This window comes from Bradyrhizobium sp. 482_C4_N1_8, from assembly GCF_052075965.1.
Classification (GTDB): Bacteria; Pseudomonadota; Alphaproteobacteria; order Rhizobiales; family Xanthobacteraceae; genus Bradyrhizobium; species Bradyrhizobium barranii.
Window position 1 is genome coordinate 3,649,086 of the sequence record NZ_CP197231.1, and the last position, 25,759, is coordinate 3,674,844.

Here is a 25,759-nt window from a genome sequence, read left to right on the forward strand (position 1 = left end):
CGACAAGTTCATGCCCGGCGTTGACATAGCGGATACCAATTACTTGTTCGGTTACACACAAGGCATGCTGCTCGAACACCTGATCAAGCAATGTGGTAACGATTTGTCCCGCGAAAACATTATCAAGCAAGCAAAGAACTTAAAGGACGTCATCCTGCCGACGGTATTGCCTGGCATCAAGATCAACACCAGCGACAAGATCAACATGAACTTCACCCAGATGAGGCTGCAGCGCTGGACCGGTTCGCATTGGGACCAGTTCAGCGAGGTTCTCGATGCCGCTTCGGAGTGATGGCGGCCGCGTTTGCCTCCTTGTAGTGTATGCAAGAGGGAAGAGGATGCCTTTCAAATGCTGGGAGCGGCGGTAGCTTATCGTTGTGCTCGTTCCTGGCGCGGCAATTTGGATTGAACCGCATCGCGCAGCTCTGACGGGCGCCATCACGCCACTTGCCTGCGGACCTTCGGCTTCAGCTTTTTGTCGACAGAGACCTTCTCTGGAGCCGGGCGCGCACCCGGTCCGGGATGGACATGAACTTCCTTGGCCGAAAGCGGCTCGCCGCATTCCGAGCACACCATCACGGGATCGAACATCTTGCCGCACTTGCGGTGCTCATGCAGGAGAGGACGTCCGCGTACGTCGACCATGTGGGTATCACCCCAATGGACGATCGCCATCATGATCGGATAGAGATCGAGGCCCTTTTGCGTCAGGATGTACTCGTGGCGCTTTGGCGACTCTTGATATGGAATGCGGCGCAAGACGCCTTGGCGAACCAGCTTTTTCAGACGTTCTGCGAGCAAGTGGCGCGTGATCCCAAGTGCTGACTGAAAACCCTCGAAGCGGCGCGTGCGCAGGAAGCACTCGCGGAGGATCAGAAGCGTCCAGCGGTCACCAATGACACCGATGGTTCGAGCCATTGAGCACGGCTCTTCCTCAAGTTCGTCCCATTTCATTCCTGCTCTCCGGTCGCCCGGCGTCTGTTCCTCTCGAATCGTTCAGGGAACCGCAGCCAGATATACCATTCTAGATAGGTACTTAATTTCAAACAATACCCCGTCGGTCAGTTAAAATCAGCAGAATTCAGCATACATTTGACAGTTCAATTTTAGAACTGTATGAACGAAAAGTAGCCTGGGTCTGGCTATAAGCCACCAAGTCCGGTGATTCACTTCGCTCTGCGGGAGGAGCTGACATGTCCCTGAAAGCTGAGTTCCTGTTCGATTTTGGCAGCCCGAACGCCTACCTGGCGGAACTGGTTCTTCCGGGAATCGAACGGCGCACCGGCGTGAAATTCGATTATGTCCCGGTTCTGCTCGGCGGCATCTTCAAGGCGACGGGCAACATGTCCCCGTTCGACTCGCTTCGCGGAATCAAGAACAAGCCGGAATATCAGGCGCTGGAGACCCAGCGTTTCATTCGGCGCCATGGCGCGACGAAATTTCAGCAGAATCCCTTCTTTCCGGTCAATACGCTGATGTTGATGCGGGGCGCCGTCGCGGCCCAGTTCGAAGGCATGTTCGAATCCTATTTCCGTGCCGCCTATCATCATATGTGGGAAGAGCCGAAGAAGATGGATGACCTCGAAACCTTCCGGAGCGCATTCATCTCCTCAGGCATCGATATCGACAGGTTGATTGCGCGTGCACAGCAGGATGACGTCAAGAAGGAGTTGATCGATCGGACCACCGAAGCGGTCAACCGCGGAGCATTCGGCTCTCCGACATTCTTCGTTGGAAAGGAAATGTTTTTCGGTAAGGACCAACTCCGCGACGTCGAGGCATCGATTGTCGAGCAGACCAGACAATCTGTTCCCAAGACAGCCTAACGGCGGCGACTGTACGGGTTTAGTGGCGAGAGCCAGACTCCCGGACCCAAACCAAAAGTAAACTCAGGGAGAATCCCCATGCCTGGCCCGCTCAGCGGCGTTCGTGTCCTCGATTTGACGGGGGTGGTATCGGGGCCTTTCGCGACCATGTTTCTGGCCGATCAAGGTGCTGACGTTCTGAAGATTGAGCCGATCGGCGGCGACATTACCCGCCGCAGCCGTGCCACCATCGACAAGGATGGCGAGTTCTCGGCGCTCTTTATCTCTTCGAATCGCGGCAAGCGCTCATTGTCGATCGACGTCAAAAGCGCAGTCGGCCGTGAGGTTCTTGCCAGGCTGGTTGCGCAGGCGGATGTGCTGGTGCAGAATTTTCGGCCCGGCACAATGGAACGCCTCGGTCTCGGCGTCGATGAGTTGCGCCGACGCCATTCGCGCTTGATCTATGTCTCGATCAGCGGTGTCGGCGACACCGGACCGTATGTGAAGAAGCGCGTCTATGACCCGATCATTCAAGGGCTGTCGGGCTTTGCCGATATCCAGTCGCAACCAATAACGAATCGTCCGCAGATGATCCGGACCATCGTGTGTGACAAGACCACGGCGGTGTTCACCGCGCAGGCGGTGGCGGCGGCGCTCTATGCCCGCGAGAAAACAGGGCAGGGCGATCATATTCAGGTCGCGATGCTGGATGCTATGATCTCGTACCTGTGGCCGGAAGGTATGATGCAGTACACCGTGGTTGGAGCCGAGACCACCGCCGCCGATCCTAACGATCGGCCCGATCTCGTGTTCAAGACCAGCGACGGCTACATCACGGCCGGTACCATCTCGGATTCCGAATGGCAGGGGTTTTGCCGGGCCTCCGGAGATCCCGAGCTCGTCAAGGACCCTCGATTTGCGACGCCATCGGCGCGCTCGATCAACGCCACGGCCCGCATCAACAAGATGGCGGAGTATATCGGCCAGCATACCACTGCCGAATGGCTGGAGCGCCTGGACGCCGCTGACGTGCCGTGTGCGCCGATCCTGCGCCGGGGTGAAATCATCCACAATGAGCAGGTGATCGCGCGCGATATCATCGCTGAGTTCGATCAACCGAAGGTCGGGCGAGTGCGGCAACCGAAGCCTGCGGCCCGCTTTGAAATCAATGAGGCAGCGATCGGCGGGCCTGCTCCCCGGGTGGGCGAGCACTCGCGCGAGGTGTTGCGGGAATTGGGTTACGACGATAGCGCTATCGACAAGATGGTCGCGGAGCGTAGCGTGCGTGTGGCGGTCTAGTGCCGAAGTCTTCTCGCGCCAGTGGCGGACACTTTCTAGACTTTCGCCGGCAGCGGCGTGATCGGTGCCAGCGGGACGTTCGCTGCGACCGCTCGTTGATAGGTATCCCGTTTTTTGATGCGTTCGAGGTAGGGCTGCGCGTTGTCGCAAATGCCGACGCCATAGGCGATGGCCCACTCGAGGCAAGTCGTCAGCAGGATGTCAGCGCTGGTGAACCGGTCGCCCATCAGGAATTGCCGGCCGTCTGCGAGCGCGACTTCGACATGGTGCAACTGCTGACGGAAATAGGCACCGGCCTGGGTAACGACCTCGGGCGCAATCCCGTAGATCGGACCGAGTGCGTCGGCCCGATGGCGGCGCATCACGTATAGGCTGGTTGAATCCAGCTCTGCGACGATAAAGAAGCACCACTCCAGCCACGCTGCATACTCGCGGGTGGCCTCCGGAATCAGCGAGCGTTCCGTCGTGGAATACATTCGCGAAAGGTAAGCCACGATCGCGGCGCTTTCGCCGATAGAGAAGTCGCCGTCCTGAAGCAGCGGAATTTTCTGGCGCGGATTGAGTTTGGTATATTCAGCGGTCTTGGTCTCACCCGTTCGCGGTCCGATCGGCTTTGTCTCGTAGACCAAGCCCAGTTCGTGCATGGCCCAGTGCGGGCGAATGGTGCGGCTTGTCCCGACGCCCCACAGGGTCAGGTTTGGTGTCGCGCTCATGTTACCACTTCTCCACGGAGGGGCGGAGATCGAGCTCGTGGGTCCAGCCATCCCTAGTTTGCTCGTGGGTGAACCAATATGCGTCGGCAATGGAAGAGGTCTTGGTCAGGCTATCTGCGGGGATTTCGCTTGCCTCGATCCCCTTCGCCGCCTTCATGCGCTGATGGATGGCTTCGCTATCCACGCCCGCATCGATCAACAGATGCACGACATGAATATTCTTCGGCCCCAGCTCGCGCGCCATCGCCTGAGCCACCGCGCGAAGGCCGAACTTCGCAGATGAAAATGCAGCAAACCCCTGGCCGCCGCGCACACTGGCCGTCGCGCCCGTAAAGAAGATGGTGCCATGTCCGCGCGGAAGCATGACGCGCGCAGCCTCTCGTCCGACCAGGAAGCCGCCGTAGCAGGCCAGTTCCCAGGCCTTGAAGAACAGCTTCTCCGTGGTCTCCAGCAGAGGCTTGTTGACGTTCGAACCGGCATTGTAGAGGCAGACCTCAATGGGTCCGAGCTCTTTCTCGATCCGGCCGAATATGCCTTGGACCTCCGCTTCCTGGCGGGCATCGACGCTGAACGCGTGTATGTTATGTCCCTCAGTCCTCAGTTCGCCCACAAGCCCCTGGGACTTGGACGCATCACGCCTGCAGATGCAAACCGTATAGCCGCCCCTGGCAAAACGCCGCGCGACGGCCGCTCCGATGGCGTCGCCCGCACCCACAAGTATCGCTACGCCGCGGCTCATTCTGGTTCTCCCTATAAGTTCTTATTTGATACTTTAATAGTAGCGGCTGAGCGAAGCGTTGTAAACGATCGTTTTCGACGTCGAGCGGTGAAGAAATAGGGGAGATTTGTTGCCAGATTTGGCCTCGCGAAACGGGAACGATGAATTAGCGATTGACGAGTTCTAAAAAAGAACGTTATGTCTGGATCGAATATGCCGCGTTGCAAAAGTAGGCATGCATCAGTCGGGAGGTCAGTCGTGGCGGAGCTATCAGAGGCGACCAATCTCGACGAGATTGCCGTCGGCTTGCCGAACCGCATCCATGAAGTAACACTAGCAAAGGCCCCCGACCGGATTGCGTTGGTCGAAGATGGGGCTTCCTGGAGCTACCGCGATCTGGATCAGCGCGTCAGCGAGATCGCCGTCGTCCTCTCATCGCTGGGGATCAGGCCGGGCGACCGGATGATCATTGTCAGTGAAAACTGCATTGCGCTCGCTGCCTTGCTGCTGGCGACGAGCCGGCTCGACGCCTGGGCGATCGTCGCAAACCCGCGATTGTCTGCACGCGAACTGGACCAGATCCGTGACCATAGTGGCGCCCGTCGGATGTTCTTCACGTCAAGTATTTCGAAGGAGGCCGCGGCCCACGCGTCGCGCTATGGCGCCGAGCACCGGCAAATAGGGGCGCTGCTGGTGACCGGCGTTGGTCCGCTCAACGAAAGCGCAGCCGTCGAGCCGGTGGAGGCCGATCCCGCAAAGCAAGTCGCGGTACTGATTTACACCTCGGGGACAACGGGGACCCCAAAGGGCGTGATGCTCTCGCATGACAGCCTGTTGATCAGCGCAAAGACCACCGCGTATTTCCGCAGGATGAATGAAGACGACAAGATCTATCTGGTATTGCCGATCTCCCATATCGTCGGCATCTCGCTCCTGATCATGACATTGATGGTCGGCGGCACGGTGCGGATGGTCAGCAAATACGATCCTGCCACGACCGCCAAGGCGATCGCGGAGGAGGGTGTCACCATCCTCAACGGCGTGCCAGCCACCTATCAACGCTTGCTGGAATACAAGAGCGTATCGGGTGGAGAGCGGCTCGCCCGAGGCTCGTTACGCTTGATCGCCGTCGCCGGCGCGCCCCTCGATTTGAATCTCAAGTTGCGTGTGGAAGAGGAACTCGGCCTTCCGCTGCTTAACGGTTACGGGATCACCGAATGCTCACCGGGAATATCGGGCGTGCGCTTCGATGCACCGCGCTCGGATCACGCGGTCGGCACACTGCTGCCGGGAGTGGAGGCGCGGGTCAGAACGCTCGACGGTAGTCCGACGGCAAGAGGGGAGGTCGGGGAGCTGCATGTCCGTGGACGCAACGTGATGCTCGGCTACTATCGCGCCCCCGAGCTTACCGCCAAGGTGATCGACAGCATGGGCTGGTTCAATACCGGCGATCTGGCGCGCTTCGACGGCGATTGCCTGTACATTGTCGGCCGCACCAAGGAAATGATCATCCGTTCGGGCTTCAATGTCTATCCCGCCGAGGTCGAAGCGGTCGTCAGTTCGCACAAGGACGTCGTGCAATCTGCCGTGGTTGGTCGTGCCGCAGACGGCAATGAGGAGATCGTCGCCTTTGTACAATTGCTGCCGGGATCTCGCACGACGCCCGAAGATCTGATGAGTTTCATCCGATCTCAGCTCACTTCATACAAGCGGCCGTCCGAAATCGTCATCCTCGACGCCTTGCCGGCGACTTCGACCGGCAAGATACTCAAGCACAAGCTCGCGGAGTCCTTGCGCGGCGAAGGTGGCGAAAGCCCTTCGGCGCAGACGCCCGAATTCCGCAGGCAACATATCTAATTTCACCGGGAGAACACCCTTGCAAAAGAGAAACGCAACCGTGGCCGTGATCGGGGCCGGAGACTACATCGGTGGCGAGATCGCCAAGAAGTTCGCCTCGGAGGGCTTCACGGTGTTTGCCGGTCGTCGCAATGGCGCCAAGCTTGAGCCGCTGGTCAAGGAGATCGAGACAGCTGGAGGAGAGATTCACGCGCGTTCGCTCGATGCACGCAAGGAGGAGGAGATCATCTCCTTCCTTGGCGATGCGGACAAGCACGCGCCGCTTGAGGTCTGCATCTTCAATATCGGCGCCAACGTCAACTTCCCGATTTTGGATACGACGGAACGCGTGTTCCGGAAGGTCTGGGAAATGGCCTGCTATTCCGGCTTCCTCGCCGGTCGCGAGGCGGCCCGACTGATGCTGCCCCGCGGCCAGGGCAATATCTTCTTCACCGGTGCAACAGCGAGCCTCCGTGGGGGCTCCGGATATGCGGCCTTCGCCAGCGCCAAGTTCGGCCTGCGGGCCGTTGCCCAGGCGACCGCGCGCGAATTGGGTCCAAAGAACATTCACGTGGCCCATCTCATCATCGATTCCGGCGTCGATACGGAATGGGTGCGTCAGCGGCGGATCGAGGCGCTTGGTCCCAATGCGCTGGATGATCCCGATCTCTTGATGCCGCCGTCCTCAGTCGCGGAATCCTATTGGTTGCTCTATCAGCAGCCCAAAAGCGCCTGGACCTTTGAGCTGGAGATCCGTCCCTTCGGCGAGAAGTGGTAGCGGGAGCCTCTCACGATGGAGCTCAAGCTTTCCAGCGAAGACGCCGCGTTCCGTGACGAGGTGCGTGCTTTCATAGCGGAGAATTATCCGCAGGAAATGCGCGTTCCAAACCCCGAGACCGATTTGACCAAGGAGCAGTCGATGCTCTGGCACCGTATCCTGCACAAGAAGGGTTGGATTGCTCCGCTCTGGCCCAAGGAATATGGCGGCCCCGGCTGGTCGGTCACACGGCGATTCATCTTCGAACAGGAAACGTCACGCGCCGGCACGCTGCCGCCGCTTGCGTTCAGCGTCACGATGGTCGGGCCGGTCATCTACACCTTCGGCAACGACGCGCAGAAAAAGAAGTATCTCTCGCGAATTCTGTCCGGCGAGGACTGGTGGTGCCAGGGCTATTCGGAGCCGGGCTCCGGCTCCGACCTTGCTTCCGTTCGGACCAAGGCGGTGCGCGATGGCGATCACTACGTCGTCAACGGCCACAAGACCTGGACGACCCTGGCCCAGCATGCCGACTGGATCTTCTGCCTGGTGCGGACCGACCCTTCGGCCAAGGCTCAGGCCGGCATCTCCTTCCTGCTGATCGACATGAGATCGCCCGGCGTCACGGTGCGGCCCATCATCACCATCGACGGATCGCACGAGGTAAACGACGTCTTCCTCGAGGACGTGCGCGTCCCCGCCGAGAATCTGATTGGCGAGGAAAACAAGGGCTGGACCTACGCGAAATTTCTGCTCGGCAACGAGCGTACGAGCATGGCCGGGATCGGCCGGTCGACACGTTATCTCGCGCGTCTCAAGCAAATCGTCAGGACCGAAATCGGCGAGGACGACCCGACTTTCGGCGAGTTCATCAGGGAGATCGCGCGCGTCGAGCTCGACGTGCTTGCGCTGGAGGCAACCGAACTGCGCATCGTTGCTCAGATGTCGCGCGGCATCGACCCGGGACCGGCCGCATCGTTGTTCAAGATCAGGGGCACCGAGATATTCCAGCGCATCACCGACCTGACACATCAGGCGATCGGTAACTACGGTCTGGCCATACGCGAGCACCCGGTAACCGCGAACCGCTTCATGCCGGGACCGGACTATGGACACACCGCGACGGAGAAATATCTGAACTCCCGCAAACTCAGCATTTACGGGGGCTCGAATGAAATCCAGCGAAACATCATCGCGAAAGCAGTCCTTGGTCTCTGACCACATCGCACGAGGCATCGGATGGATATCCAGTTGACGGAAGAGCAGGAATTGCTTCGTTCCAGCATTCAGCGCTTCCTGCGCGACCAGTACGATTTCGACGAGCGTCGAAAGATTGTTGCGACGGAGGAAGGCTGGAGCCGAAAGCACTGGAGTGCCTTTGCCGAGCTTGGGTTGTGCGCGGCACCGTTTCAGGAAAGCTCTGGTGGTCTTGGTGGCGGATCACTTGCGACGATGATCGTGATGCAGGAATTCGGCCGCAACTTGGTCGTTGAACCGTTCTTCGAAACCGTCGTTCTCGCAGGCAGCTTGATTGAAGACGCTGGCTCCCCCGAACAGCGCGAGGCGTTCCTGCCGAAGATCATGGATGGCAGCGCCATATGGACGCTGGCTTGGGCGGAAGGGCGATCTCGCTACGATTTCAACAACGTCGCGACGACGGCGCGACGCCAGGGGGACAGTTTTGTCTTGAGCGGAACCAAGGCGGCGGTGATTGGTGCGCCGTGGGCCGACAAGTTGATCGTCTCGGCGCGTACGTCCGGTGGGCCGCGCGACCGGGCCGGCGTAAGCCTGTTCGTCGTCGATTGCCACTCGCCCAATCTTCATTTGCAGAGCTTCAAGACGATCGATGGTCGGCGCGCTGCCGAACTCACGCTGATGGATGTTCAAGTGCCGGCCGGCCAGCTGCTTGGCGCCGAGGGTGAAGGCGTCGCGGTGCTCGAAGCGTGCCGGGACCGTGCTATCGCTGCGCTCTGCGCGGAAGCGGTCGGCGCGATGTCGGTGCTGAATTCTGCGACGCTTGAATACAGCAAGGCGCGCAAGCAGTTCGGGGTTGCCCTCGGGACGTTTCAGGTGTTGCAGCACCGCATGGTCGACATGTTCATCGCGCTCGAAGAGTCGATCTCGCTCACGCAGCATTTGAACCTCAGCCTGGCAACCCGCGAGCCCAACGGATCGAAACTGGCGTCTGGCGCGAAGTCGAAGGTCGGCTACGCCGCGCGCTTCGTCGCAGAGCAGGCCGTGCAGCTGCACGGAGGTATGGGTATGAGCGACGAATTGAACGTCGGCCACTACTTCAAGCGAATAAGCTCCATCAACATCCAGTTCGGTGATCCTGCCTATCATCTGATGCGGTACGCGCAGCAAAGCTGAACGTGCGTCCGAGGCGGTAATCCGACTGTCGTACTCAACCGAAGGTGAAATAATGACTGAAGCTGTGATCGTCTCGACCGCCCGCACCCCGATCGGCAAGGCATATAAAGGCGCGCTCAACCATACCGAGGGCGCCACCCTATTGGGGCATGCGATCTCGTCGGCGTTGTCACGCGCCAAGATTGATGGTGCCGAAGTCGAGGATGTCGTGATGGGTTGCGCCATGCAACAGGGCACCACGGGCACCAATATCGCACGGAAAGCGCTCCTACGCGCCGGACTTCCCGTGAGCGTGGCCGGAACGACAATTGATCGCCAATGTGCGTCCGGCCTTCAGGCGATTGCGCTGGCTGCGCGTTCCGTGATTTTCGATGGCGTGCCGGTGGCTATTGGAGGCGGCGGCGAGTCCATCAGCCTGGTCCAGAACAATCAAATGAACATGTTTCATGCCGTCGATCCAAAGCTGCTCGCTATGAAGGGAGACGCTTACATGGCGATGCTGGATACGGCCGAGATCGTGGCCAAGCGCTACAACATCTCACGCGAGCGCCAGGACGAGTACAGCCTTGAAAGCCAGCGTCGGACGGCATCTGCGCAGCAGGCGGGCCGCTTCAACGACGAGCTCGCGCCGATCAAGACCGCGATGGCAGTCACCGACAAGGTGACTGGTGCCGTGTCATATCGGGACGTGACCCTGTCGGCAGACGAGGGCCCGCGTCCCGATACCACCGCTGAGGGTCTCGCAGGCGTCAAGCCGGCCAAGGGGCCGGGCTTCACCATCACTGGCGGCAATGCGAGCCAGCTCTCCGACGGTGCAAGTGCCGCCGTCATCATGAGCGACAAGCTGGCGGCACAGAAGAGACTACAACCGCTCGGCATTTTCCGCGGCTTTGTTGCGGCCGGCTGCGAGCCGGACGAGATGGGAGTAGGGCCGGTCTACGCCGTGCCCCGGCTACTCAAGCGCCATGGACTTACGGTTGACGATATCGATCTCTGGGAATTGAACGAGGCATTCGCCGTGCAAGTCATTTATTGCCGCGACAAGCTCGGGATCGACCCGGAAAAGCTCAACGTCAATGGTGGCTCGATCGCGGTCGGTCATCCCTACGGCATGACGGGAGCGCGGCTGACCGGCCACGCCTTGATCGAGGGACGCCGGCGCAAGGCGAAATACGCGGTTGTCACCATGTGCGTGGGCGGCGGCATGGGCGCTGCAGGACTTCTCGAAATTGTGCACTGACAAACAACGAGCCGAGACATCTATGGAACCACATCGGAGGCATTTGTGAAGACAGCAATTACTGAGATGTTCGGTATCGAACATCCGATCATCCAGGGCGGAATGCACTATGTGGGGTTCGCCGAACTCGCGGCCGCAGTGTCGAACGCCGGCGGGCTTGGTATCATCACAGGCCTAACGCAGAGGACGCCGGAACTGCTCGCCAAGGAAATCGCGCGTTGCCGGGACATGACGGACAAGCCGTTCGGCGTGAACCTGACGTTCCTGCCGACCTTCAGCGCGCCGCCCTATCCGGAATACATCGCAGCCATCAGGGAAGGTGGGATCAAGGTGGTTGAGACAGCCGGTCGCAGCCCCGAGCAATACATGTCGGCCTTGAAGGCAGCAGGGATCAAGGTGATTCACAAATGCACGTCCGTCAGACACTCGTTGAAGGCTGAGCAGATCGGCTGCGACGCCGTCAGTGTCGACGGTTTCGAATGCGGCGGGCATCCCGGCGAGGACGACATGCCCAACATGATCCTGTTGCCGCGCGCGGCTGAGGAGTTGAAGATACCGTTCGTGGCGTCAGGCGGCATGGCGGATGCACGCAGCCTGGTCGCGGCTCTTGCGATGGGGGCCGCCGGGATGAATATCGGAACGCGCTTTATTGCGACCAAGGAAGCGCCCGTGCACCAGAACGTCAAGAATGCGCTGGTCAATGCGTCAGAGCTCGACACCCGTCTGGTCATGCGCGGGCTCCGGAATACCGAACGTGTATTGAACAACAAGGGCGTCCAGCAATTGCTCGAGATCGAACGCGAGAAGGGAAAGCAACTCAAGATCGAGGATATTCACGATCAGGTGGCGGGTGTCTATCCCAAGGTGATGATCGACGGCGACATGGACGCTGGAGCCTGGAGTTGCGGTATGGTCGCGGGCCTCATTCATGACATCCCGACGGTGAAGGAACTGATCGATCGCATCATGGCGGACGCCGAACGAATCATCCGTGAGCGTTTGACTGGTTTCCTCGATGGTGCCGAGCAAAGGCCGACTGTCGTTCGAGCAATTGCGTAGGCGCTTTCCGTGAAGCCCAGCCGGCCAACGATGGATGGCCTTCGGCAGCCCTGGAGAGATTTATGGATCGGGCCGATTTCCACTACTATGAGCCTTCGAAGGGCCACGGACTCCGACATAATCCATTCAATGCGATTGTCGCGCCGCGTCCGATTGGCTGGATTTCGTCGCGGAATGCGGCTGGTCAACTGAATCTCGCTCCTTACAGCTTCTTCAACGCGTTCCTCTACGACCCTCCGATCATCGGGTTCTCCTCAATTTCGTGGAAGGACACCGTCAAGAACGTCAGCGAGACCCGCGAATTCGTCTGGAATCTGGTCACGATGGATTTGGGCGAGCGCATGAACGTGACGGCGACGCCTCTCGATCACGGCGTGAGCGAGTTTGAAGCAGCAGGGCTGACGCCAATACCCGGGCGCCACGTCGCTGTGCCGCGGGTGGGTGAGAGCAGGGCCGCAATGGAATGCAAGGTCGTCGAGGTCTCGCAGCTGGCGAATGCGCGTGGTGAGAAGGTCGAAGGATGGTTCGTACTCGGCGAGGTCGTCGCAGTATACATCGACAAGTCGTTGATCGAGGACGGTGTCTACAACACTGCACTTGCACGTCCCATACTGCGCGCCGGTCGTGGTGGAGACTACCTCGAGGTCCGGACTGAAAACATGTTCGAGATGAAGCGCCCGTCTGGCAGCAGCAAACCGGAATTCCACGGCACCTGATTCTGTGGGAGGAAGCTAATCAGGATCCCGGGCGCCACGTGTACAAGCAAAGCGCCAGCAGTGAAAACACGCTCAACACCACGCCTAGCGCGAACATCGCTTCATGCGATACCGTGGCAGCAAGCCATACGCCGATTGCCGCATTCATCATCTGCCAGAAGCCCAGCAGGGCCGAGGCCGCGCCGGCTTTCTCCCCGAATGGAGAGAGTGCCCGTGCGGTAGCCAGTGGACTGACGATTCCCATGCCGAGGAGAAATACGCTCATCGCGCCCAGAAAAGGCAGGAAAGTCGGACTGATCATCGAGACGAGCAGGACCGCAATGCTGCTGGCGGTCGTCGCCCACAATCCAGCCCTGATCGGGCCGTCGAGCCCGTAGCGTGACGCCAATCGTGTCGCCAGCATACCGGCGGCGAACACGATAAAGACGGTGCCGGCGAAGAAAAGGCCGAGCTGGATCGGCGTGAAGTGCAGCGCCTCGATGAATAGGCGCGGTGCAGCCGAAAACATCGAGAACAGACCGCCTATGATCAGGCTCGAGGTCGCGGCCGGAATTGCGAAACGACGATCGCCGAAAAGGCCAGCATAGCTCCTGACGATAGCGATCGGATTGAGCGGAGTGCGGGTCGAATGATGGGTTTCGCCGAGGACGATGCCGTAGGCAACGGCGCCAACAGCGGCAAAGGCCGCGACGAGAGCGAATTCGGAGCGCCAGCCAAAGCTGTGATCGAGCGCGCCGCCAAGCAGAGGCGAGAATCCAGGGGCTGCGGACATTGCGATCATGATCAGCGCCAATGCGCGTGCCAATGCTGCCCCGCTGAACATGTCCCGGGCGATGGCACGGGACAGAACTGATGTGGCGCATGCGCCCGCAGCCTGAACTGCGCGGCCAACCAAGAGATTCGGCAGGTCGTTTGCCAAACCGCACCAGACGCTGCCGCCGAAGAACACGGCAAATCCGATCAGGACTGGCCAGCGTCTTCCATAGCGATCGGAAAGCGGGCCGACCACGAGCTGTCCCAACCCGAACACCGCAAGAAAGACGGTGATGGCGGATGTGACGGCCGCGCTCGTGACATTCAATGAGATCGCAATTTGTGGGAGCGACGGCAGCAAGATGTTGGTCGCGAGCGTTCCCATGGCGGCCAGGATGGAGAGAATCGCGATTGGCAGGGCGCCGGAGGTATGAACCCTCGGCGGCGCGGTCTGGATTGCTTCGCACTGGTCAGTCATGGGAACTTTCGAACCGGGATAGGCAGGCCACGAGAAGAGAGCGGCGCGGCTTGCCTCGCTCTCTGATCCCTTTCGGGTGTCGTCCGTACTATCGGCGGACGACGCGCTCGATCGCGATGGCGGTAGCTTCACCGCCACCGATGCAGAGTGCTGCAACACCCCGCTTGAGGTTTTGTGCCTCCAGCGCATGCAACAACGTCACGATCAGGCGCGCGCCGGTAGCGCCGATGGGATGCCCGAGCGCACAAGCGCCGCCATTGACGTTCAGCTTCTCGCGGGGGATGCCGAGATCCTTCTGCGCTGCCATCGCTACCACGGCAAAGGCCTCGTTGATTTCGAACAGATCGACGTCGCCGACGCTCCAGCCGATCTTGTCCAGCAGCTTGCGAATGGCTGGGATCGGTGCCGTGGTGAACCATTGCGGTTCCTGGCTATGAGTGGCGTGACCCTTGATCTCGGCCAGTACGGGCAGGCCATCGCGATCAGCGAGGGAGCGTTTTGCGAGGATGAGAGCCGCCGCGCCGTCGGCATTGGCGGAGGAGGCGGCCGGCGTAATGGTGCCGTTGGCGCGGAAGGCTGCTTTCAATCCGGGAATCTTGGCGGGGTCCACTTTCAGCGGGTGCTCGTCATTGGCGATGATCCGCGGCCCGGCCTTTTCGGTCAGCGTGATCGGCGCAATCTCGGCCTTGAATGCGCCGCCTTCGACCGCCTTGCGCGCGCGGGTCAGCGTCTCTATCGCGTAGGCGTCCTGATCCTTGCGCGTGAATTGATAGGCTTCCGCGGTGGCCTCTCCGAAATCGCCCATCGAGCGACCAGTCTCATAGGCGTCCTCCAGCCCGTCCATCATCATGTGATCGATGATGCGGTCATGGCCCGCGCGGTAACCGCCCCGCGCCTTGGCCAACAGATAGGGCGCATTGCTCATGCTCTCCATGCCGCCGGACAGCACGATTTCGGCGGAACCTGCGTTGATGATGTCGTGGGCGAGCATCGTGGCCTTCATGCCGGAGCCGCAAACCTTGTTGATGGTCGTGGCGCCGGTAGCGTCGGGCAATTTGGCGCCGCGGGCAGCCTGTCGGGCCGGCGCCTGACCCTGTCCGGCCGGCAGCACGTTACCCATGAACACCTCGTCGATCTTTTCGGGAGCCAACTTCGCCCGCTCCAGCGCGGCGCCGATCACGTGGGAACCGAGCTTGTGGGCGCTGAGAGGCGACAACTCGCCCATGAAGCGGCCGAGTGGGGTGCGGGCGGCGGAAAGTATGACGACGGGATCGGAAGCGCTGGCCATGGCGAATTCTCCTGTTGAACGCTGTTGTTATATGACGATAGTCATATAAGATAGCCGGCATTGCAATGAAATGTTGCCGTGTCCTTCAAGGAAGCACGGTTCCAAAATTGCTTCGGAAGGATAAGAACGGCTTGTACAGCTGATCACCTTTGGAGCTTGCACGGGGTGGCGATGCGCTACGGAGAAAACCACAGGCGTCGGACGCACCGTCGGATAGTCGAAAATGCCTCATACGGCTTGCGCCAGAAGGGCGCCAAAGGGCTTAGTGTTATCGACTTGATGAAGCTCGCGGGCCTGACACATGGCGGCTTCTATAACCATTTCGATTCACGTGAAGCGCTTGTTGGCGAGGCAATCGCCTTTGCAATGGACCAAACCACCGAGCGTTGGAAAAAGCTGACCGACGACAAGGCCAATGGTGAACGCTTCGAGACGTTGATCGCCGACTATCTTAGTCCCCGGCATCGAGACAATCCCAAACATGGTTGCGCCCTTCCAACCCTGGCTGTCGATGTTGCTCGATCGGGCTCGAGCGAGCAGCAGGCCCTGGCCTCCAAGCTGGAGAAGATGATCGATGTCTTTGTCGAGCTGCTTCCCGATGAGTCACCTCGAGAGGTCCGCCAAATCGCAACCGGCGCTATCGCGACCTTGGTTGGATCGATCGTGCTGTCGCGTGCCGTTGGTGTTGGGAAGCTTTCCGACGGCATTCTCGCCGCGGGACGCATGACTGCCGGTGGCAGGACTCAAAAGCCTCGGCGTAGAGCGACAAGGACGATGCGCTGCGACAAATAACAATACCAGGGAGGTCAACATGACGGCCAGCAAGTGGCTCAAGACAGCCTGCAACCTGTGCTACGTAAATTGCGGTATTGAAGTCTGGGTGAATGACGGCCGCCTCGAGAAAGTACGGGGCGACCGTTCGAGTCCGAAATCGCAGGGCTATCTGTGCAACAAGGCGAGCCGGATTCCATATTATGCGCATCACAGTGATCGGCTTACGACCCCGCTGCGTCGTCGCGCCGACGGCGGCTTTGATGAAATCGAGTGGGACGTGGCGATCGCAGAAATCGCCGAGCGGCTGCGTGATCTCGTCGACAGGCATGGCGGCAAGAGTATTGCCCTTTATGGCGGTGGCGGGCAGGGCAACCACGCCGGCGGCGCCTACGCCAGCGGATTATTGCGCGCGCTGGGGTCGCGCAGCGTCTTCAACGCACTCTCGCAGGAGAAGACCGGCGACTTCTGGGTCAATGGCCATATGTTCGGCAGCCAGACATGCCACACTGCCGAAGACGTACATCATTGCGATCTCCTGCTTGTGATCGGCGCAAATCCCTGGATCGCGCATGGCTTTCCCAATGCGCGCGATCATCTCAATCAAATCCGCAAGGATCCCGAACGCAAGCTGATCGTCATTGACCCACGGCGAACAGAAACCGCCGAAATGGCGGATCTGCATCTCGCGGTTCGTCCCGGTGCCGACGCGTTTCTCCTTGGCGCATTGTTAGCCACGCTTGTCCGTTCCGACCGGGTCGACCATGCGTTCATTGAGGAGCACACGATCGGATTCGCGGAAGTGAGGCAGGCCCTGTTGGACGTTCCGGTTGAAGAATGGGCTGCCGCCGCAGATATCTCGGTCGCGGATATCGAGCGTTGCGCTGCGATGATCGTCGCGGCGAAGGCCATGGTGGTTCGGGTCGAGCTTGGCATCCAGCAAGGCATCAACTCGACGCTCAACTCCTATCTCGAGAAGCTCTTGATCATGCTTTCCGGCAATTTCGGCCGTAAAGGTACAAACCAATTGCATAGCTGGCTTCAGCCATTATGGGGCAATTCCCCGAACCAGACGTTCGCGCCAACCGGCGACGCGATAATTGGAGGCCTGTTACCTCCTAACATTTTCCCCGAGGCAGTGCTCATTGACCATCCCGACCGATTGCGCTGCGCCTGGATCGACAGTTCCAATCCCGCCAACACCGCGGCAAACACCGAGGCGGTAGAACGCGCGCTGCGCTCGCTCGAGCTATGCGTGGTGGTCGACGTTGCGATGACCGAAACCGCACAACTGGCGCATTACGTTCTCCCGGCGTCATCGCAATACGAGAAGACCGAATTCACCCTGTTCAACTTCGAATTTCCGACCAATTTCTTTCACGTGCGTGCCGGCGTATTGCCGCCGCTCGCCGGCACCTTGCCGGAGCCTGAAATCTACACGCGGCTTGCAATCGCCCTGGAGCTTCTACCAGGTGACAATGCGCTCGCACCCCTGCGCGAGGTGGCACGGCGCTCGCGACCTGAATTCGCCGCCGCCTTTCGTGCCTTCACCGCAGAAAATCCACGGACAGTGGCTGCCCTTGTGCTCTATCACACGCTGGGGCAGACGCTTCCGGATGGCACGGCGGCCGCGGCTCCGTTGTGGAGCGCGGCGCTGGCTTGCGCGAAACGAGCACCGCAAGCGGTGCGGCGGGCGATCGGCGCATCGGACGAGGTGGCGGATCATCAACTCGGTGACCTCCTGTTCGATACGATCGTGGCCGCCCGGCAGGGCACGGCGGTTACCCGCCACGACTATGACGAGGTCTGGTCATTGATCGGTCATTCGGATCGCAAGGTTCGGCTCGCCGTTCCGCAGATGCTGGAATGGCTGGCGCGTCTCGATCCGCAAGCCGCGGGCGCTCCAAAGGAGTTTCCGTTCATGCTGGCGGCCGGTGGCCGCCGCATGTTCAATGCCAATCAGATCTTTCGCGATCCCGCGTGGCGTCGCGACGATCCGGACGGCGCCATGTTGATCAATTCGAACGATCTGGGCGAGTTGGGCGCAAAGGATGGTGACTGGATTGCCGTCGAGTCGGTGGTCGGCCGGCTCGTCGTGCGCTGCAAAGTCGATGAAGCTATGCGGAACGGCCAGTTGGCGCTGCCTCACGGCTACGGTCAGGCCTACCCAGCGCCGGACGGAGAGCGCCTCATCAACGGGCCGCGCATCAATCTGCTCACCGAGAGCGGCAACCGCGATCCTATTGCGGGAACACCTTACCACAAGAATGTCGCGGTTCGTCTGGCCCTGATATCTGCGCATGAGGCCGCCGCCCATCAGTCGCAGTCCGAGCGAATTCATATGAGAGTGGCCGGACAATAGCTCGAAGGGAGTTTCAAATGACCGTGAAACCGATCGCGATCGTGACCGGGGTAGGGCCGGGCACTGGAGCTGCCATCGTCAAGTGCTTCTCTGCCGGCGGGTTTCGTATCATAGCGCTTGCTCGCTCAGCCGAGGTCATCAATCGCCTTGCGCAAGAGCTTCCCGACGTGCACGCGGTGACCTGCGACGTCTCAGACGAAAGCCAGGTGCGGACGGTGGTCGCTGACGTAGAGCGCCGATTTGGCGCGGTCGAAGTTCTCATCCACAACGCGGTAGGAGGGGGGTGGGGGAGCTTTCGCGAGATCGATCCGAAGATGCTGAAGGGCAATTTCGACGTCAACGTAATGGGCTTGTTGTACCTGGCACGCGAAGTAGCTTCTGACATGATCGATCGAGGCAAGGGCGCAATCCTGGTGACCGGAAACACGTCTTCGATCCGCGGCAAGGCCAATTTCGCCGGCTTCGCTCCGACAAAGGCGGCGCAGCGTATTTTGGCTGAATCAATCGCACGCGAGGTGGGACCTCTCGGCGTGCACGTCTCTTATGTCCTCATCGACGCTGTGATCGACACCCCCCGTATGCGCGCGCGGATGAGCGACAAGCCAGATGAATTTTTCATCAAGCCTGCCGCGATCGCCGAAGAACTGTTTCATCTTTACGGTCAGGACCGATCGGCCTGGTCGTTTCTCGCGGAACTTCGGCCCTTCCGCGAAAACTGGTGACGTCTAGTAGGAAACATAGTCGTCGTTAGATAGCGCGCTTGCGCGTGGAAGAGAGTTCTCCAGGGACAGGACTTGGGAGGTCAAGACCATGACTGATGAGTCAATCTCGATTGATACAGGGACGGACGAACTTCTGTGTGCGATTCGGGATCGCGTGGCCGTGATCACCTTGAACCGACCGGAGGTACGAAATTCGCTGTCCGATCATCTCACGCCGGCGTTACGCCGGATGATCAAGCGCAATGGCGACGATCCGGACGTCGGAGCGCTACTGATTACGGGTGCCGGCACCGCTTTCTGTTCGGGAGGTGACGTCAAGGGGATGGGCGCCAACTCTGCCGTACCGGCCATGTCTTTCAACGACAAGGTTGCGCGACTAAGGGAACGTCAGCGAACGCTGACCGGTGTGCTTGTCTCGGTACGCAAACCCACCATCGCAGCCCTGCCGGGACCGGCGGCCGGTGCTGGGCTTGCTATCGCGCTCGCCTGCGATATGCGAATCGCAGCCGAATCCGCCATCATGACGACCGGTTATGCCCGGATTGCGCTCACCGGTGATTACGGCATTTCGTGGCTGTTGACCCGACTGGCCGGCACGGCGCGTGCCCGCGAACTGATGTTTCTGTCCGAACGGATTGATGCGCGCCGCTGCGAAACAATGGGGCTTATAAATCGCGTGGTACCTGATTCCGAACTGCAAAACGAAGCATTCGGGATCGCAAGGACGTTAGCCAACGGTCCGGCGAGCGCCTATGCTTCCATCAAGGACAATCTCGACCTAGCGCTGTCCGCGGACTTTTTGACATCATTGGATCACGAGGCTGAAAAGATGGTCCTCGCGGCGAGTACCGCCCAGCACACCGAAGCCGTGCGCGCCTTCATCGAGAAACGTGTCCCAAGATACAGGTGAGACGAATGGGCTGAAGGTCTGCCGAGCAGCGCTCCGATCTGGACAGCGGCGAACTCCAGGCAGAGCGCGTCCCAATCGGGCGTGAGCGGCAATCCAATACGCCTGTGATGTGAGGACACCAATGCCTCTCTGCTGCCGCGTTGCATCATGCATCGGTCGATTTGTTCTCCGGTGATGGTCCGGCAATATCTGCCACCACGGCTGCAATCAGCGATTCCGCCAGTGGCTCATCCGCAATCACCCGAGACAATATGACCGCCCCTACCATCTCCGAGAGAATGGCCGCGGGATGTCTGCCGCCACCGGCCCTTGGGGGCGCGGACGACAGTTTCGCAATCTGGTCGAGATAGAATTGAATCGCCGTGGTGAAGGTGGCGCGGAGAGCAGGATCGTCGCGCCGCGCCGCGTCTGCGGCCAACGCTGGGAGAATGCAGCCGGAACCCGGATCGTCGCGATGGGCGGATGACACGTAGCGTTCGATGAGTGCACGAAACGGATCCGGAGGCTGTTGGGCCAATCCATCCTTCAGCAGCGCCATCGTATCCGCGATCGCATGTTCACTGGCCTTGACCGCCAGTTCATCCTTTGAAGCGAAGTTGCGATAAAAGCCGCCATGGGTCAGTCCGGCTGCCTTCATGATGTCGGCAACGCCGATCCCGTCGAAACCATGCTTACGCAGCAGGCGCGCTGCGGTACCGACGGTCTGCTCGCGGTTCTCCAGCGCTTTTTCTCGCGTCACCCTCATGTTTTTCTCACTCCGTTAGTAGCAGCACCGCTCCTGCGTCTGACGGTCCTATCCACGGCCGAGCGTTCTCAGATTCGCAAAAATTGCGCTTGACTTTTTTGAGTACGATCATCATCTATCATGTATGATGACGATCGTCATCAAAAATCTGAGGCGAAAGACGATGTTCTCTCCTGGTTGGAAAACGATCGTTTCGCAATGATGGGGTATCATAATGCCTATCTTGAAGACGCGGGAGCGTCAAAAGACCGCGTTTCTTACTGGCGCGTCGAGCGGCATCGGCAAGGCAGCTGCTGTTGCGCTGACGAGTGCCGGCTACCGCGTGATCGGAACCAGTCGGCGCGCCGATCCCGACACGGTACTCGACGGCATCCGGATGATTCCGTGCGATGTAACCTCAGATGAATCCGTCGCAGTCGCCGTCGCTCGGGCACATACCGAGCTCGGGCAGATCGACCTCCTGGTCAACAATGCCGGGGTTGGAGTGACGGGCGCCGCGGAAGAAAGCTCGATCGCGCAAGTCCGCTCGCTGTTCGAGACTAATTTCCACGGTGTCGTGCGGGTGACCAATGCCGTGCTGCCGATCATGCGAGCGCAGGGTGGCGGACGGATCCTCAATGTCGGCTCCGGGCTGGGCCTCATTCCGGCTCCATACAGCGCCTACTATTCGGCAAGCAAACACGCGATCGAGGGGTATTCGGAATCGCTGGATCATGAAGTGCGTGAATTCGGCGTGCGCGTCGTCGTCATCGAGCCTGCTGCCACGCGCACTTCATTTGAAACCAGCACTGTCCCGTCCGATACGCCACTCGCCGCTTACGACGCGAGCCGCGCGAAGTATCTCGTGGCGTATGAGCGTGCGATGGCCGTGGCGGACACTGCTGAAAGCGTAGCCGAAACCATCGTACAGGCGGCGCGCGATAAAACCCCGCGCCTGCGCTACCCGTCGGGTAAGGCCGCACGGCAGGTCGCATTCGCCCGGCGTTTTGTTCCACGGGCTTTGTTCGACAAGATACTGCGGTCGCAATTCGGGTTGGCGTAGTCGGCGCATGCGTCTCGTGGCGAGCGAGCAGGGGAGCCGCGCCATCCGACCGAATATCCCTTCCATCTTAGGATTTCCGGTCCGAGCCGGAGAATGGAGTAAGCGATGACCAACTATGTCAGTCACCCCGGATCGGTTGTGCGCTATGTCGACGCGGCGAATCTTTCGATCAGTGCTGCAGGAACTACTTTTGCCTATCGCGACATCGGTCCCCGCACCGGCGTGCCGCTGATCCTTCTTAACCATTGGGGCGCGGTTCTCGACAATTTCGACCCGCGGATTGTCGACGGCCTCGCCACCATGCATCGTGTGATCGCGACCGATTACCGGGGGATCGGTGCGTCGGGCGGAACAGCGCCTGTGACCATCGATGAAATGGCGCTGGATGCGATCGCCCAGATCCGCGCGCTGGGCTTCGAAAAGGTCGATCTGCTCGGCTTTTCCCTCGGCGGATTTGTGGCGCAAGATATTGCGCTGAAAGCGCCGGACCTCGTGCGAAAACTCATTCTCACCGGCACGGGCCCGGCCGGCGGCGAAGGTATTGACAAGGTGGGGCCAGTGTCCTGGCCGTTGATGATCAAGGGCTTGCTGACGCTGCGAGACCCCAAATTCTACCTCTTCTTCACGTCCACGGTTAATGGTCGCCGAGCCGCAAAAGCCTTTTTGACGCGGCTGAAGGAGCGCAAGACAGACCGGGACAAAGGAGCCAAACCGGAAGCCTTCTTGCGGCAACTCAAAGCGATCAAGAACTGGGGCCAGCAGGCGCCTCAGAATCTCGCCAGTATCCGCATCCCGGTGCTGATCGCGAACGGCGATAATGACATCATGGTGCCGACCGCAAACAGCATCGATATGGCACGCCGTATCCCAGGCGCGCAACTCATTATCTACGAAGATGCCGGGCACGGTGGGATCTTCCAGAACCACGCCGATTTCGTGCCGAAGGCCTTATCCTTCCTCGACGCCTGAGGCCACGGCCATATTTCAAATTGGAGAAGACACCATGAAGGCATTCGTTGTCGACAAATACAAAAAGAGAGGCGCTCTGCGCTTGGCCAATTTGCCCGAGCCGGAGTTGCGGGACGATGATGTCCTGGTTCGAGTTCGTGCAACTGGTGTGAACCTTCTGGACTCCAAGGTCAGGGACGGAGAGTTCAAGCTCATACTGCCGTATCGTCCGCCTTTCATTCTCGGGCACGATGTTGCCGGGATCGTCGTCAGGATTGGTCCTAAGGTGCGGCGGTTCAAGGCGGGCGACGAGGTCTATGCACGGCCGCGCGATCACCGGGTTGGAACATTCGCGGAATTCATTGCGATGAATGAAGCGGACGTGGCGCTAAAACCCAAAAATATCAGCATGGAGGAGGCCGCCTCCATCCCCCTGGTGGGGCTGACTGCCTGGCAGGCTCTGGTAGAGGTGGGCAAGCTAAAGCCCGGCCAGAAGGTCTTCATCCAGGCAGGCTCCGGTGGTGTGGGGACGTTTGCCATACAACTCGCCAAACATCTCGGTGCGATCGTGGCGACGACGACGAGCACAAAAAATGTCGAGCTGGTCAGAAGTATCGGCGCGGACTTGGTCGTTGACTACAAGACGCAGGATTTCGAGAAGATTCTGTCGGGCTACGATCTGGTCCTGCACAGCCAGGACGCCAAGGCGCTTGAAAAATCTCTGCGCGTGTTGAAACCAGGCGGTCTCCTCATCTCGATCTCGGGGCCGCCCGACCCGGAATTCGCCAAAGAACAGGGGTTGAACCTATTCCTGAAACTGGTGATGCGTCTGCTGAGTCGCGGTGCGCGGAACAAAGCCAAAAGCCTTGGTGTGCGCTTCTCGTTCCTGTTCATGCGTGCGCAGGGGCAGCAGCTGAGCGAAATCACGTCCCTGATCGAATCCAGCGTGATCCGTCCGGTCGTGGACAAAGTTTTCCCGTTCGAAAAAACCGGCGATGCGCTCGCCTATGTCGAGACCGGGCGTGCGAAGGGCAAGATCGTCATCACCGTAGCAGACTAGACTCCTCTGCGGCCTCACCGGAATTGTGATGCCGCGTAGTAGGGCCCCTTGAGCGAGAACAAAATCATGGCTGAAAATCCTGCTGTCCTCATCACCGGTGCCTCCTCAGGCATTGGGGCGACTTATGCAGACCGTTTCGCCCGCCGCGGACATGATCTCGTGCTGGTCGCCCGCGACACGGAGCGAATGGCGGCTCTTGCTGCGCGGCTTCGCGGGGAGACGGGTGTTGTTATTGACATTCTGCAGGCCGATCTCACCAACCCGGATGAGCTTGCGGTCGTGGAGACGCGGCTGCGTGACGATCGCCGCATTGGTATCCTCATCAACAATGCTGGGGCGGCCCTGGGTGGAACCTTCGTTGCGCAAGCAATTGACGATGTCGGACGCCTTGTCGCTCTGAACACGACCGCCGTCGTTCGCCTCGCGAGCGCCGTGGCGCCGCGATTTGCCGACGCGGGTGAAGGCGCGATCGTCAATATCTCGTCAGTGGTCGGGCTCGCGCCGGAGTTCGGCATGTCGGTGTACGGCGCGACCAAGGCTTTTGTGACGTTTCTGTCCCAGGGGCTCAGCCTCGAGCTCGGCCCCACGGGCGTCTATGTTCAGGCGGTGCTACCCGCTGCGACACGCACCGAGATATGGGAGCGTGCCAACATCGACGTCAACGCGCTTCCCGTGGTGATGGAAGTGGGAGAGCTGGTTGACGCTGCGCTGGTTGGCTTCGATCGCCGCGAATCCGTCACGATCCCACCACTCCACGACGCCGGGCAGTGGGACGCCTATCAGACGGCGCGGCAAGCGATGCTTCCGGGCATTCGGCAGGAACATGCCGCTGCACGCTATCAGGCGTCGCACTGATACTCTCGATGGGAGAGGCAACACAAACGCCGAACTCATCGTCTCGGAAAAGTCCCCTAGGGCAAGTCAGGAGGAAAGACCCGTGTACACTGCAATTCGAACATTAGCTTCCCGGCTGACCGAGAAGTCGCGAGCTTTCCTCGATCTTCTTGCTACCCTTGATGATCCTTATGGTGATTATCGGTTTGCACTTGGGGCGCGCGTCGATCATCTCGCGGCCGAGGTGAAGGCGCTTCGGTCACAGCTGGGGAAGTCCCGGGGAGAAACGCTAAGGAAGGGCAATCATACCAGCGGGTGGAGCACTGAAGAAATAGATCTACAAATGTGATGTCGGAACCCTTGCCGGCCACCAAACGCATCCGAGGAAGCACCATGACCCAATCCAACCCCGACATCCCAACTTCCGTACAAGACGTGGCACTCATTGTCGGCGGCGGTCCGGGTATCAGCTCGAGTTGCGCCAGGCTGTTCGCGGAAAACGGCATGTGCGTCGGCGTCGCAGCCAGGAACCCCGAGAAAGCGGTCCTTGAGACGCTCGAGAAGACGCATGGTGTGCGCCGATACGCCTGCGATGCCAGCGAACCGGAAGCCGTGGCGCAGCTGTTCGGGAAGGTCGTTCAAGACATCGGAACCCCGAGGCTTGTCGTGCATAACATCGATGGCCGGGTTCCCGGCATCTTCCGCAAGAGCGTTGTCGAAGCCGATCCGGTCATGGCGTTCGAAACATTTCGAAATTCGGCGTTCAGCGCGTTTCTGGTCGGTCAACAGGCAGCTCGGCTCATGCTTGGAAACGAACCCGACGCCAACGGCGCGAGAGGAACGATTATCTTTACGAACGCCAGCGCGGCGCTCAAGGGCTTCCCATCAAGTGGCGCCTTTGCAATGGCATGTCATGCCAAGTCCGGACTTGCGCAGAGCATGGCAAGAGAACTGATGCCGCAGGGGATCCACGTAGCGAATGTGCCGATCGACGCCGCGATTGGCTGGACCCAGGAGGACGGGACCCGCGCGCACCGGTTGGCGGGAACAACTGTCGAGGACAATATGGCTGACCCCGTCCATATCGCAAAAACCTATCTGCAACTTCACCGCCAGCATCGGTCGACTTGGGCGTTCGAGGTCGTGCTCCGGCCATGGGTCGAAAAGTGGTGATTTGCGGTCGCGACAACGCTGTCCGTCCCGTTGCGTCACGAGCGCTCCACATCAAAGCAGCGAACTGGATCAGCCGGAAGCGCCTTGGCAGAACAACCAGGACCACTGGTTCGAGAAGGACGAGTTCGTATCCATTGACTTCAACGAGCCGGCGCTGGTC

At 59.9% G+C, this 25,759-nt stretch carries 26 protein-coding genes; 20 read left to right on the top strand and 6 right to left on the bottom strand.

Features of this window, described 5'->3' with window-relative positions:
- Window positions 1-10: 10 nt before the first annotated feature.
- Complete coding sequence (locus AB7Z56_RS17160) at window positions 11-292, top strand: hypothetical protein (protein ID WP_354124089.1); 282 nt, start codon at window positions 11-13, stop codon at window positions 290-292.
- A gap of 146 nt (window positions 293-438) precedes the next feature.
- Here AB7Z56_RS17160 and AB7Z56_RS17165 read toward each other — a convergent pair whose 3' ends face one another.
- Complete coding sequence (locus tag AB7Z56_RS17165) at window positions 439-954, bottom strand: winged helix-turn-helix transcriptional regulator (protein WP_354124090.1); 516 nt, start codon at window positions 952-954, stop codon at window positions 439-441.
- Between the two features lie 239 nt (window positions 955-1,193).
- Here AB7Z56_RS17165 and AB7Z56_RS17170 point away from each other — a divergent pair, with 239 nt between their 5' ends.
- Complete coding sequence (locus tag AB7Z56_RS17170; protein WP_354124091.1) at window positions 1,194-1,826, top strand: 2-hydroxychromene-2-carboxylate isomerase; 633 nt, start codon at window positions 1,194-1,196, stop codon at window positions 1,824-1,826.
- Between the two features lie 78 nt (window positions 1,827-1,904).
- The gene (locus AB7Z56_RS17175; protein ID WP_354124092.1) at window positions 1,905-3,104 is read left to right on the top strand and encodes a CaiB/BaiF CoA transferase family protein; all 1,200 of its coding nucleotides are present in this window, start codon (window positions 1,905-1,907) and stop codon (window positions 3,102-3,104) included.
- A gap of 35 nt (window positions 3,105-3,139) precedes the next feature.
- On the opposite strand, the gene AB7Z56_RS17180 is transcribed toward AB7Z56_RS17175, so the two are convergent.
- Both AB7Z56_RS17180 and AB7Z56_RS17185 read right to left on the bottom strand, forming a co-directional pair.
- A complete protein-coding gene (locus AB7Z56_RS17180; RefSeq protein WP_354124093.1) occupies window positions 3,140-3,817 on the bottom strand; it encodes a glutathione S-transferase family protein in 678 nt (225 codons plus the stop codon).
- Window position 3,818: 1 nt separating this feature from the next.
- On the bottom strand, window positions 3,819-4,556 hold the full coding sequence (locus AB7Z56_RS17185) for an SDR family NAD(P)-dependent oxidoreductase (RefSeq protein ID WP_354124094.1): 738 nt from the start codon (window positions 4,554-4,556) through the stop codon (window positions 3,819-3,821).
- A 237-nt stretch (window positions 4,557-4,793) separates the two neighbouring features.
- Here AB7Z56_RS17185 and AB7Z56_RS17190 point away from each other — a divergent pair, with 237 nt between their 5' ends.
- The 7 genes from AB7Z56_RS17190 (at window position 4,794) to AB7Z56_RS17220 (ending at window position 12,513) form a co-directional block, all read left to right on the top strand.
- Window positions 4,794-6,392: a class I adenylate-forming enzyme family protein gene (locus AB7Z56_RS17190; protein WP_354124095.1), complete on the top strand. Its 1,599-nt coding sequence runs from the start codon at window positions 4,794-4,796 to the stop codon at window positions 6,390-6,392.
- A 19-nt stretch (window positions 6,393-6,411) separates the two neighbouring features.
- Complete coding sequence (locus AB7Z56_RS17195; RefSeq protein WP_354124096.1) at window positions 6,412-7,149, top strand: SDR family oxidoreductase; 738 nt, start codon at window positions 6,412-6,414, stop codon at window positions 7,147-7,149.
- A 15-nt stretch (window positions 7,150-7,164) separates the two neighbouring features.
- Complete coding sequence (locus tag AB7Z56_RS17200; RefSeq protein WP_354124097.1) at window positions 7,165-8,346, top strand: acyl-CoA dehydrogenase family protein; 1,182 nt, start codon at window positions 7,165-7,167, stop codon at window positions 8,344-8,346.
- A gap of 21 nt (window positions 8,347-8,367) precedes the next feature.
- On the top strand, window positions 8,368-9,498 hold the full coding sequence (locus AB7Z56_RS17205; protein WP_354124098.1) for an acyl-CoA dehydrogenase family protein: 1,131 nt from the start codon (window positions 8,368-8,370) through the stop codon (window positions 9,496-9,498).
- Between the two features lie 52 nt (window positions 9,499-9,550).
- On the top strand, window positions 9,551-10,738 hold the full coding sequence (locus tag AB7Z56_RS17210; RefSeq protein WP_354124099.1) for an acetyl-CoA C-acyltransferase: 1,188 nt from the start codon (window positions 9,551-9,553) through the stop codon (window positions 10,736-10,738).
- A gap of 45 nt (window positions 10,739-10,783) precedes the next feature.
- Window positions 10,784-11,797: an NAD(P)H-dependent flavin oxidoreductase gene (locus AB7Z56_RS17215; RefSeq protein WP_354124100.1), complete on the top strand. Its 1,014-nt coding sequence runs from the start codon at window positions 10,784-10,786 to the stop codon at window positions 11,795-11,797.
- 62 nt (window positions 11,798-11,859) lie between these two features.
- Window positions 11,860-12,513, top strand: a complete 654-nt coding sequence (locus tag AB7Z56_RS17220) for a flavin reductase family protein (RefSeq protein ID WP_354124101.1) — start codon at window positions 11,860-11,862, stop codon at window positions 12,511-12,513.
- Between the two features lie 19 nt (window positions 12,514-12,532).
- On the opposite strand, the gene AB7Z56_RS17225 is transcribed toward AB7Z56_RS17220, so the two are convergent.
- Together AB7Z56_RS17225 and AB7Z56_RS17230 are read right to left on the bottom strand one after the other, a co-directional pair.
- On the bottom strand, window positions 12,533-13,744 hold the full coding sequence (locus tag AB7Z56_RS17225; protein WP_354124102.1) for a multidrug effflux MFS transporter: 1,212 nt from the start codon (window positions 13,742-13,744) through the stop codon (window positions 12,533-12,535).
- An 88-nt stretch (window positions 13,745-13,832) separates the two neighbouring features.
- Entirely contained in the window at window positions 13,833-15,032 is a 1,200-nt protein-coding gene (locus tag AB7Z56_RS17230) for an acetyl-CoA C-acyltransferase (protein ID WP_354124103.1), read from the bottom strand.
- A 171-nt stretch (window positions 15,033-15,203) separates the two neighbouring features.
- Here AB7Z56_RS17230 and AB7Z56_RS17235 point away from each other — a divergent pair, with 171 nt between their 5' ends.
- The 4 genes from AB7Z56_RS17235 to AB7Z56_RS17250 all read left to right on the top strand — a co-directional run bounded on the left by AB7Z56_RS17235 (window position 15,204) and on the right by AB7Z56_RS17250 (window position 19,797).
- The gene (locus AB7Z56_RS17235; protein WP_354124274.1) at window positions 15,204-15,824 is read left to right on the top strand and encodes a TetR/AcrR family transcriptional regulator; all 621 of its coding nucleotides are present in this window, start codon (window positions 15,204-15,206) and stop codon (window positions 15,822-15,824) included.
- Window positions 15,825-15,843: 19 nt separating this feature from the next.
- Complete coding sequence (locus tag AB7Z56_RS17240; protein WP_354124104.1) at window positions 15,844-18,165, top strand: molybdopterin-dependent oxidoreductase; 2,322 nt, start codon at window positions 15,844-15,846, stop codon at window positions 18,163-18,165.
- Between the two features lie 17 nt (window positions 18,166-18,182).
- Window positions 18,183-18,887 carry an SDR family NAD(P)-dependent oxidoreductase gene (locus AB7Z56_RS17245; protein ID WP_354124105.1) on the top strand — a complete coding sequence of 235 codons (705 nt, stop codon included), beginning with the start codon at window positions 18,183-18,185 and terminating at the stop codon, window positions 18,885-18,887.
- Between the two features lie 88 nt (window positions 18,888-18,975).
- Window positions 18,976-19,797: an enoyl-CoA hydratase-related protein gene (locus AB7Z56_RS17250; RefSeq protein WP_354124106.1), complete on the top strand. Its 822-nt coding sequence runs from the start codon at window positions 18,976-18,978 to the stop codon at window positions 19,795-19,797.
- Between the two features lie 145 nt (window positions 19,798-19,942).
- On the opposite strand, the gene AB7Z56_RS17255 is transcribed toward AB7Z56_RS17250, so the two are convergent.
- Window positions 19,943-20,542: a TetR/AcrR family transcriptional regulator gene (locus AB7Z56_RS17255; protein WP_354124107.1), complete on the bottom strand. Its 600-nt coding sequence runs from the start codon at window positions 20,540-20,542 to the stop codon at window positions 19,943-19,945.
- Between the two features lie 214 nt (window positions 20,543-20,756).
- Here AB7Z56_RS17255 and AB7Z56_RS17260 point away from each other — a divergent pair, with 214 nt between their 5' ends.
- The 6 genes from AB7Z56_RS17260 (at window position 20,757) to AB7Z56_RS17285 (ending at window position 25,599) form a co-directional block, all read left to right on the top strand.
- Entirely contained in the window at window positions 20,757-21,584 is an 828-nt protein-coding gene (locus tag AB7Z56_RS17260) for an oxidoreductase (protein ID WP_354124108.1), read from the top strand.
- A 105-nt stretch (window positions 21,585-21,689) separates the two neighbouring features.
- Window positions 21,690-22,553, top strand: a complete 864-nt coding sequence (locus AB7Z56_RS17265; RefSeq protein WP_354124109.1) for an alpha/beta fold hydrolase — start codon at window positions 21,690-21,692, stop codon at window positions 22,551-22,553.
- A gap of 34 nt (window positions 22,554-22,587) precedes the next feature.
- Window positions 22,588-23,592: an NADP-dependent oxidoreductase gene (locus tag AB7Z56_RS17270; RefSeq protein ID WP_354124110.1), complete on the top strand. Its 1,005-nt coding sequence runs from the start codon at window positions 22,588-22,590 to the stop codon at window positions 23,590-23,592.
- 66 nt (window positions 23,593-23,658) lie between these two features.
- Window positions 23,659-24,447, top strand: a complete 789-nt coding sequence (locus AB7Z56_RS17275; RefSeq protein ID WP_354124275.1) for an SDR family NAD(P)-dependent oxidoreductase — start codon at window positions 23,659-23,661, stop codon at window positions 24,445-24,447.
- Window positions 24,448-24,529: 82 nt separating this feature from the next.
- Complete coding sequence (locus AB7Z56_RS17280) at window positions 24,530-24,775, top strand: hypothetical protein (RefSeq protein WP_354124111.1); 246 nt, start codon at window positions 24,530-24,532, stop codon at window positions 24,773-24,775.
- 44 nt (window positions 24,776-24,819) lie between these two features.
- Window positions 24,820-25,599, top strand: a complete 780-nt coding sequence (locus AB7Z56_RS17285; RefSeq protein ID WP_354124112.1) for an SDR family oxidoreductase — start codon at window positions 24,820-24,822, stop codon at window positions 25,597-25,599.
- The last annotated feature ends 160 nt before the right edge of the window (window positions 25,600-25,759 follow it).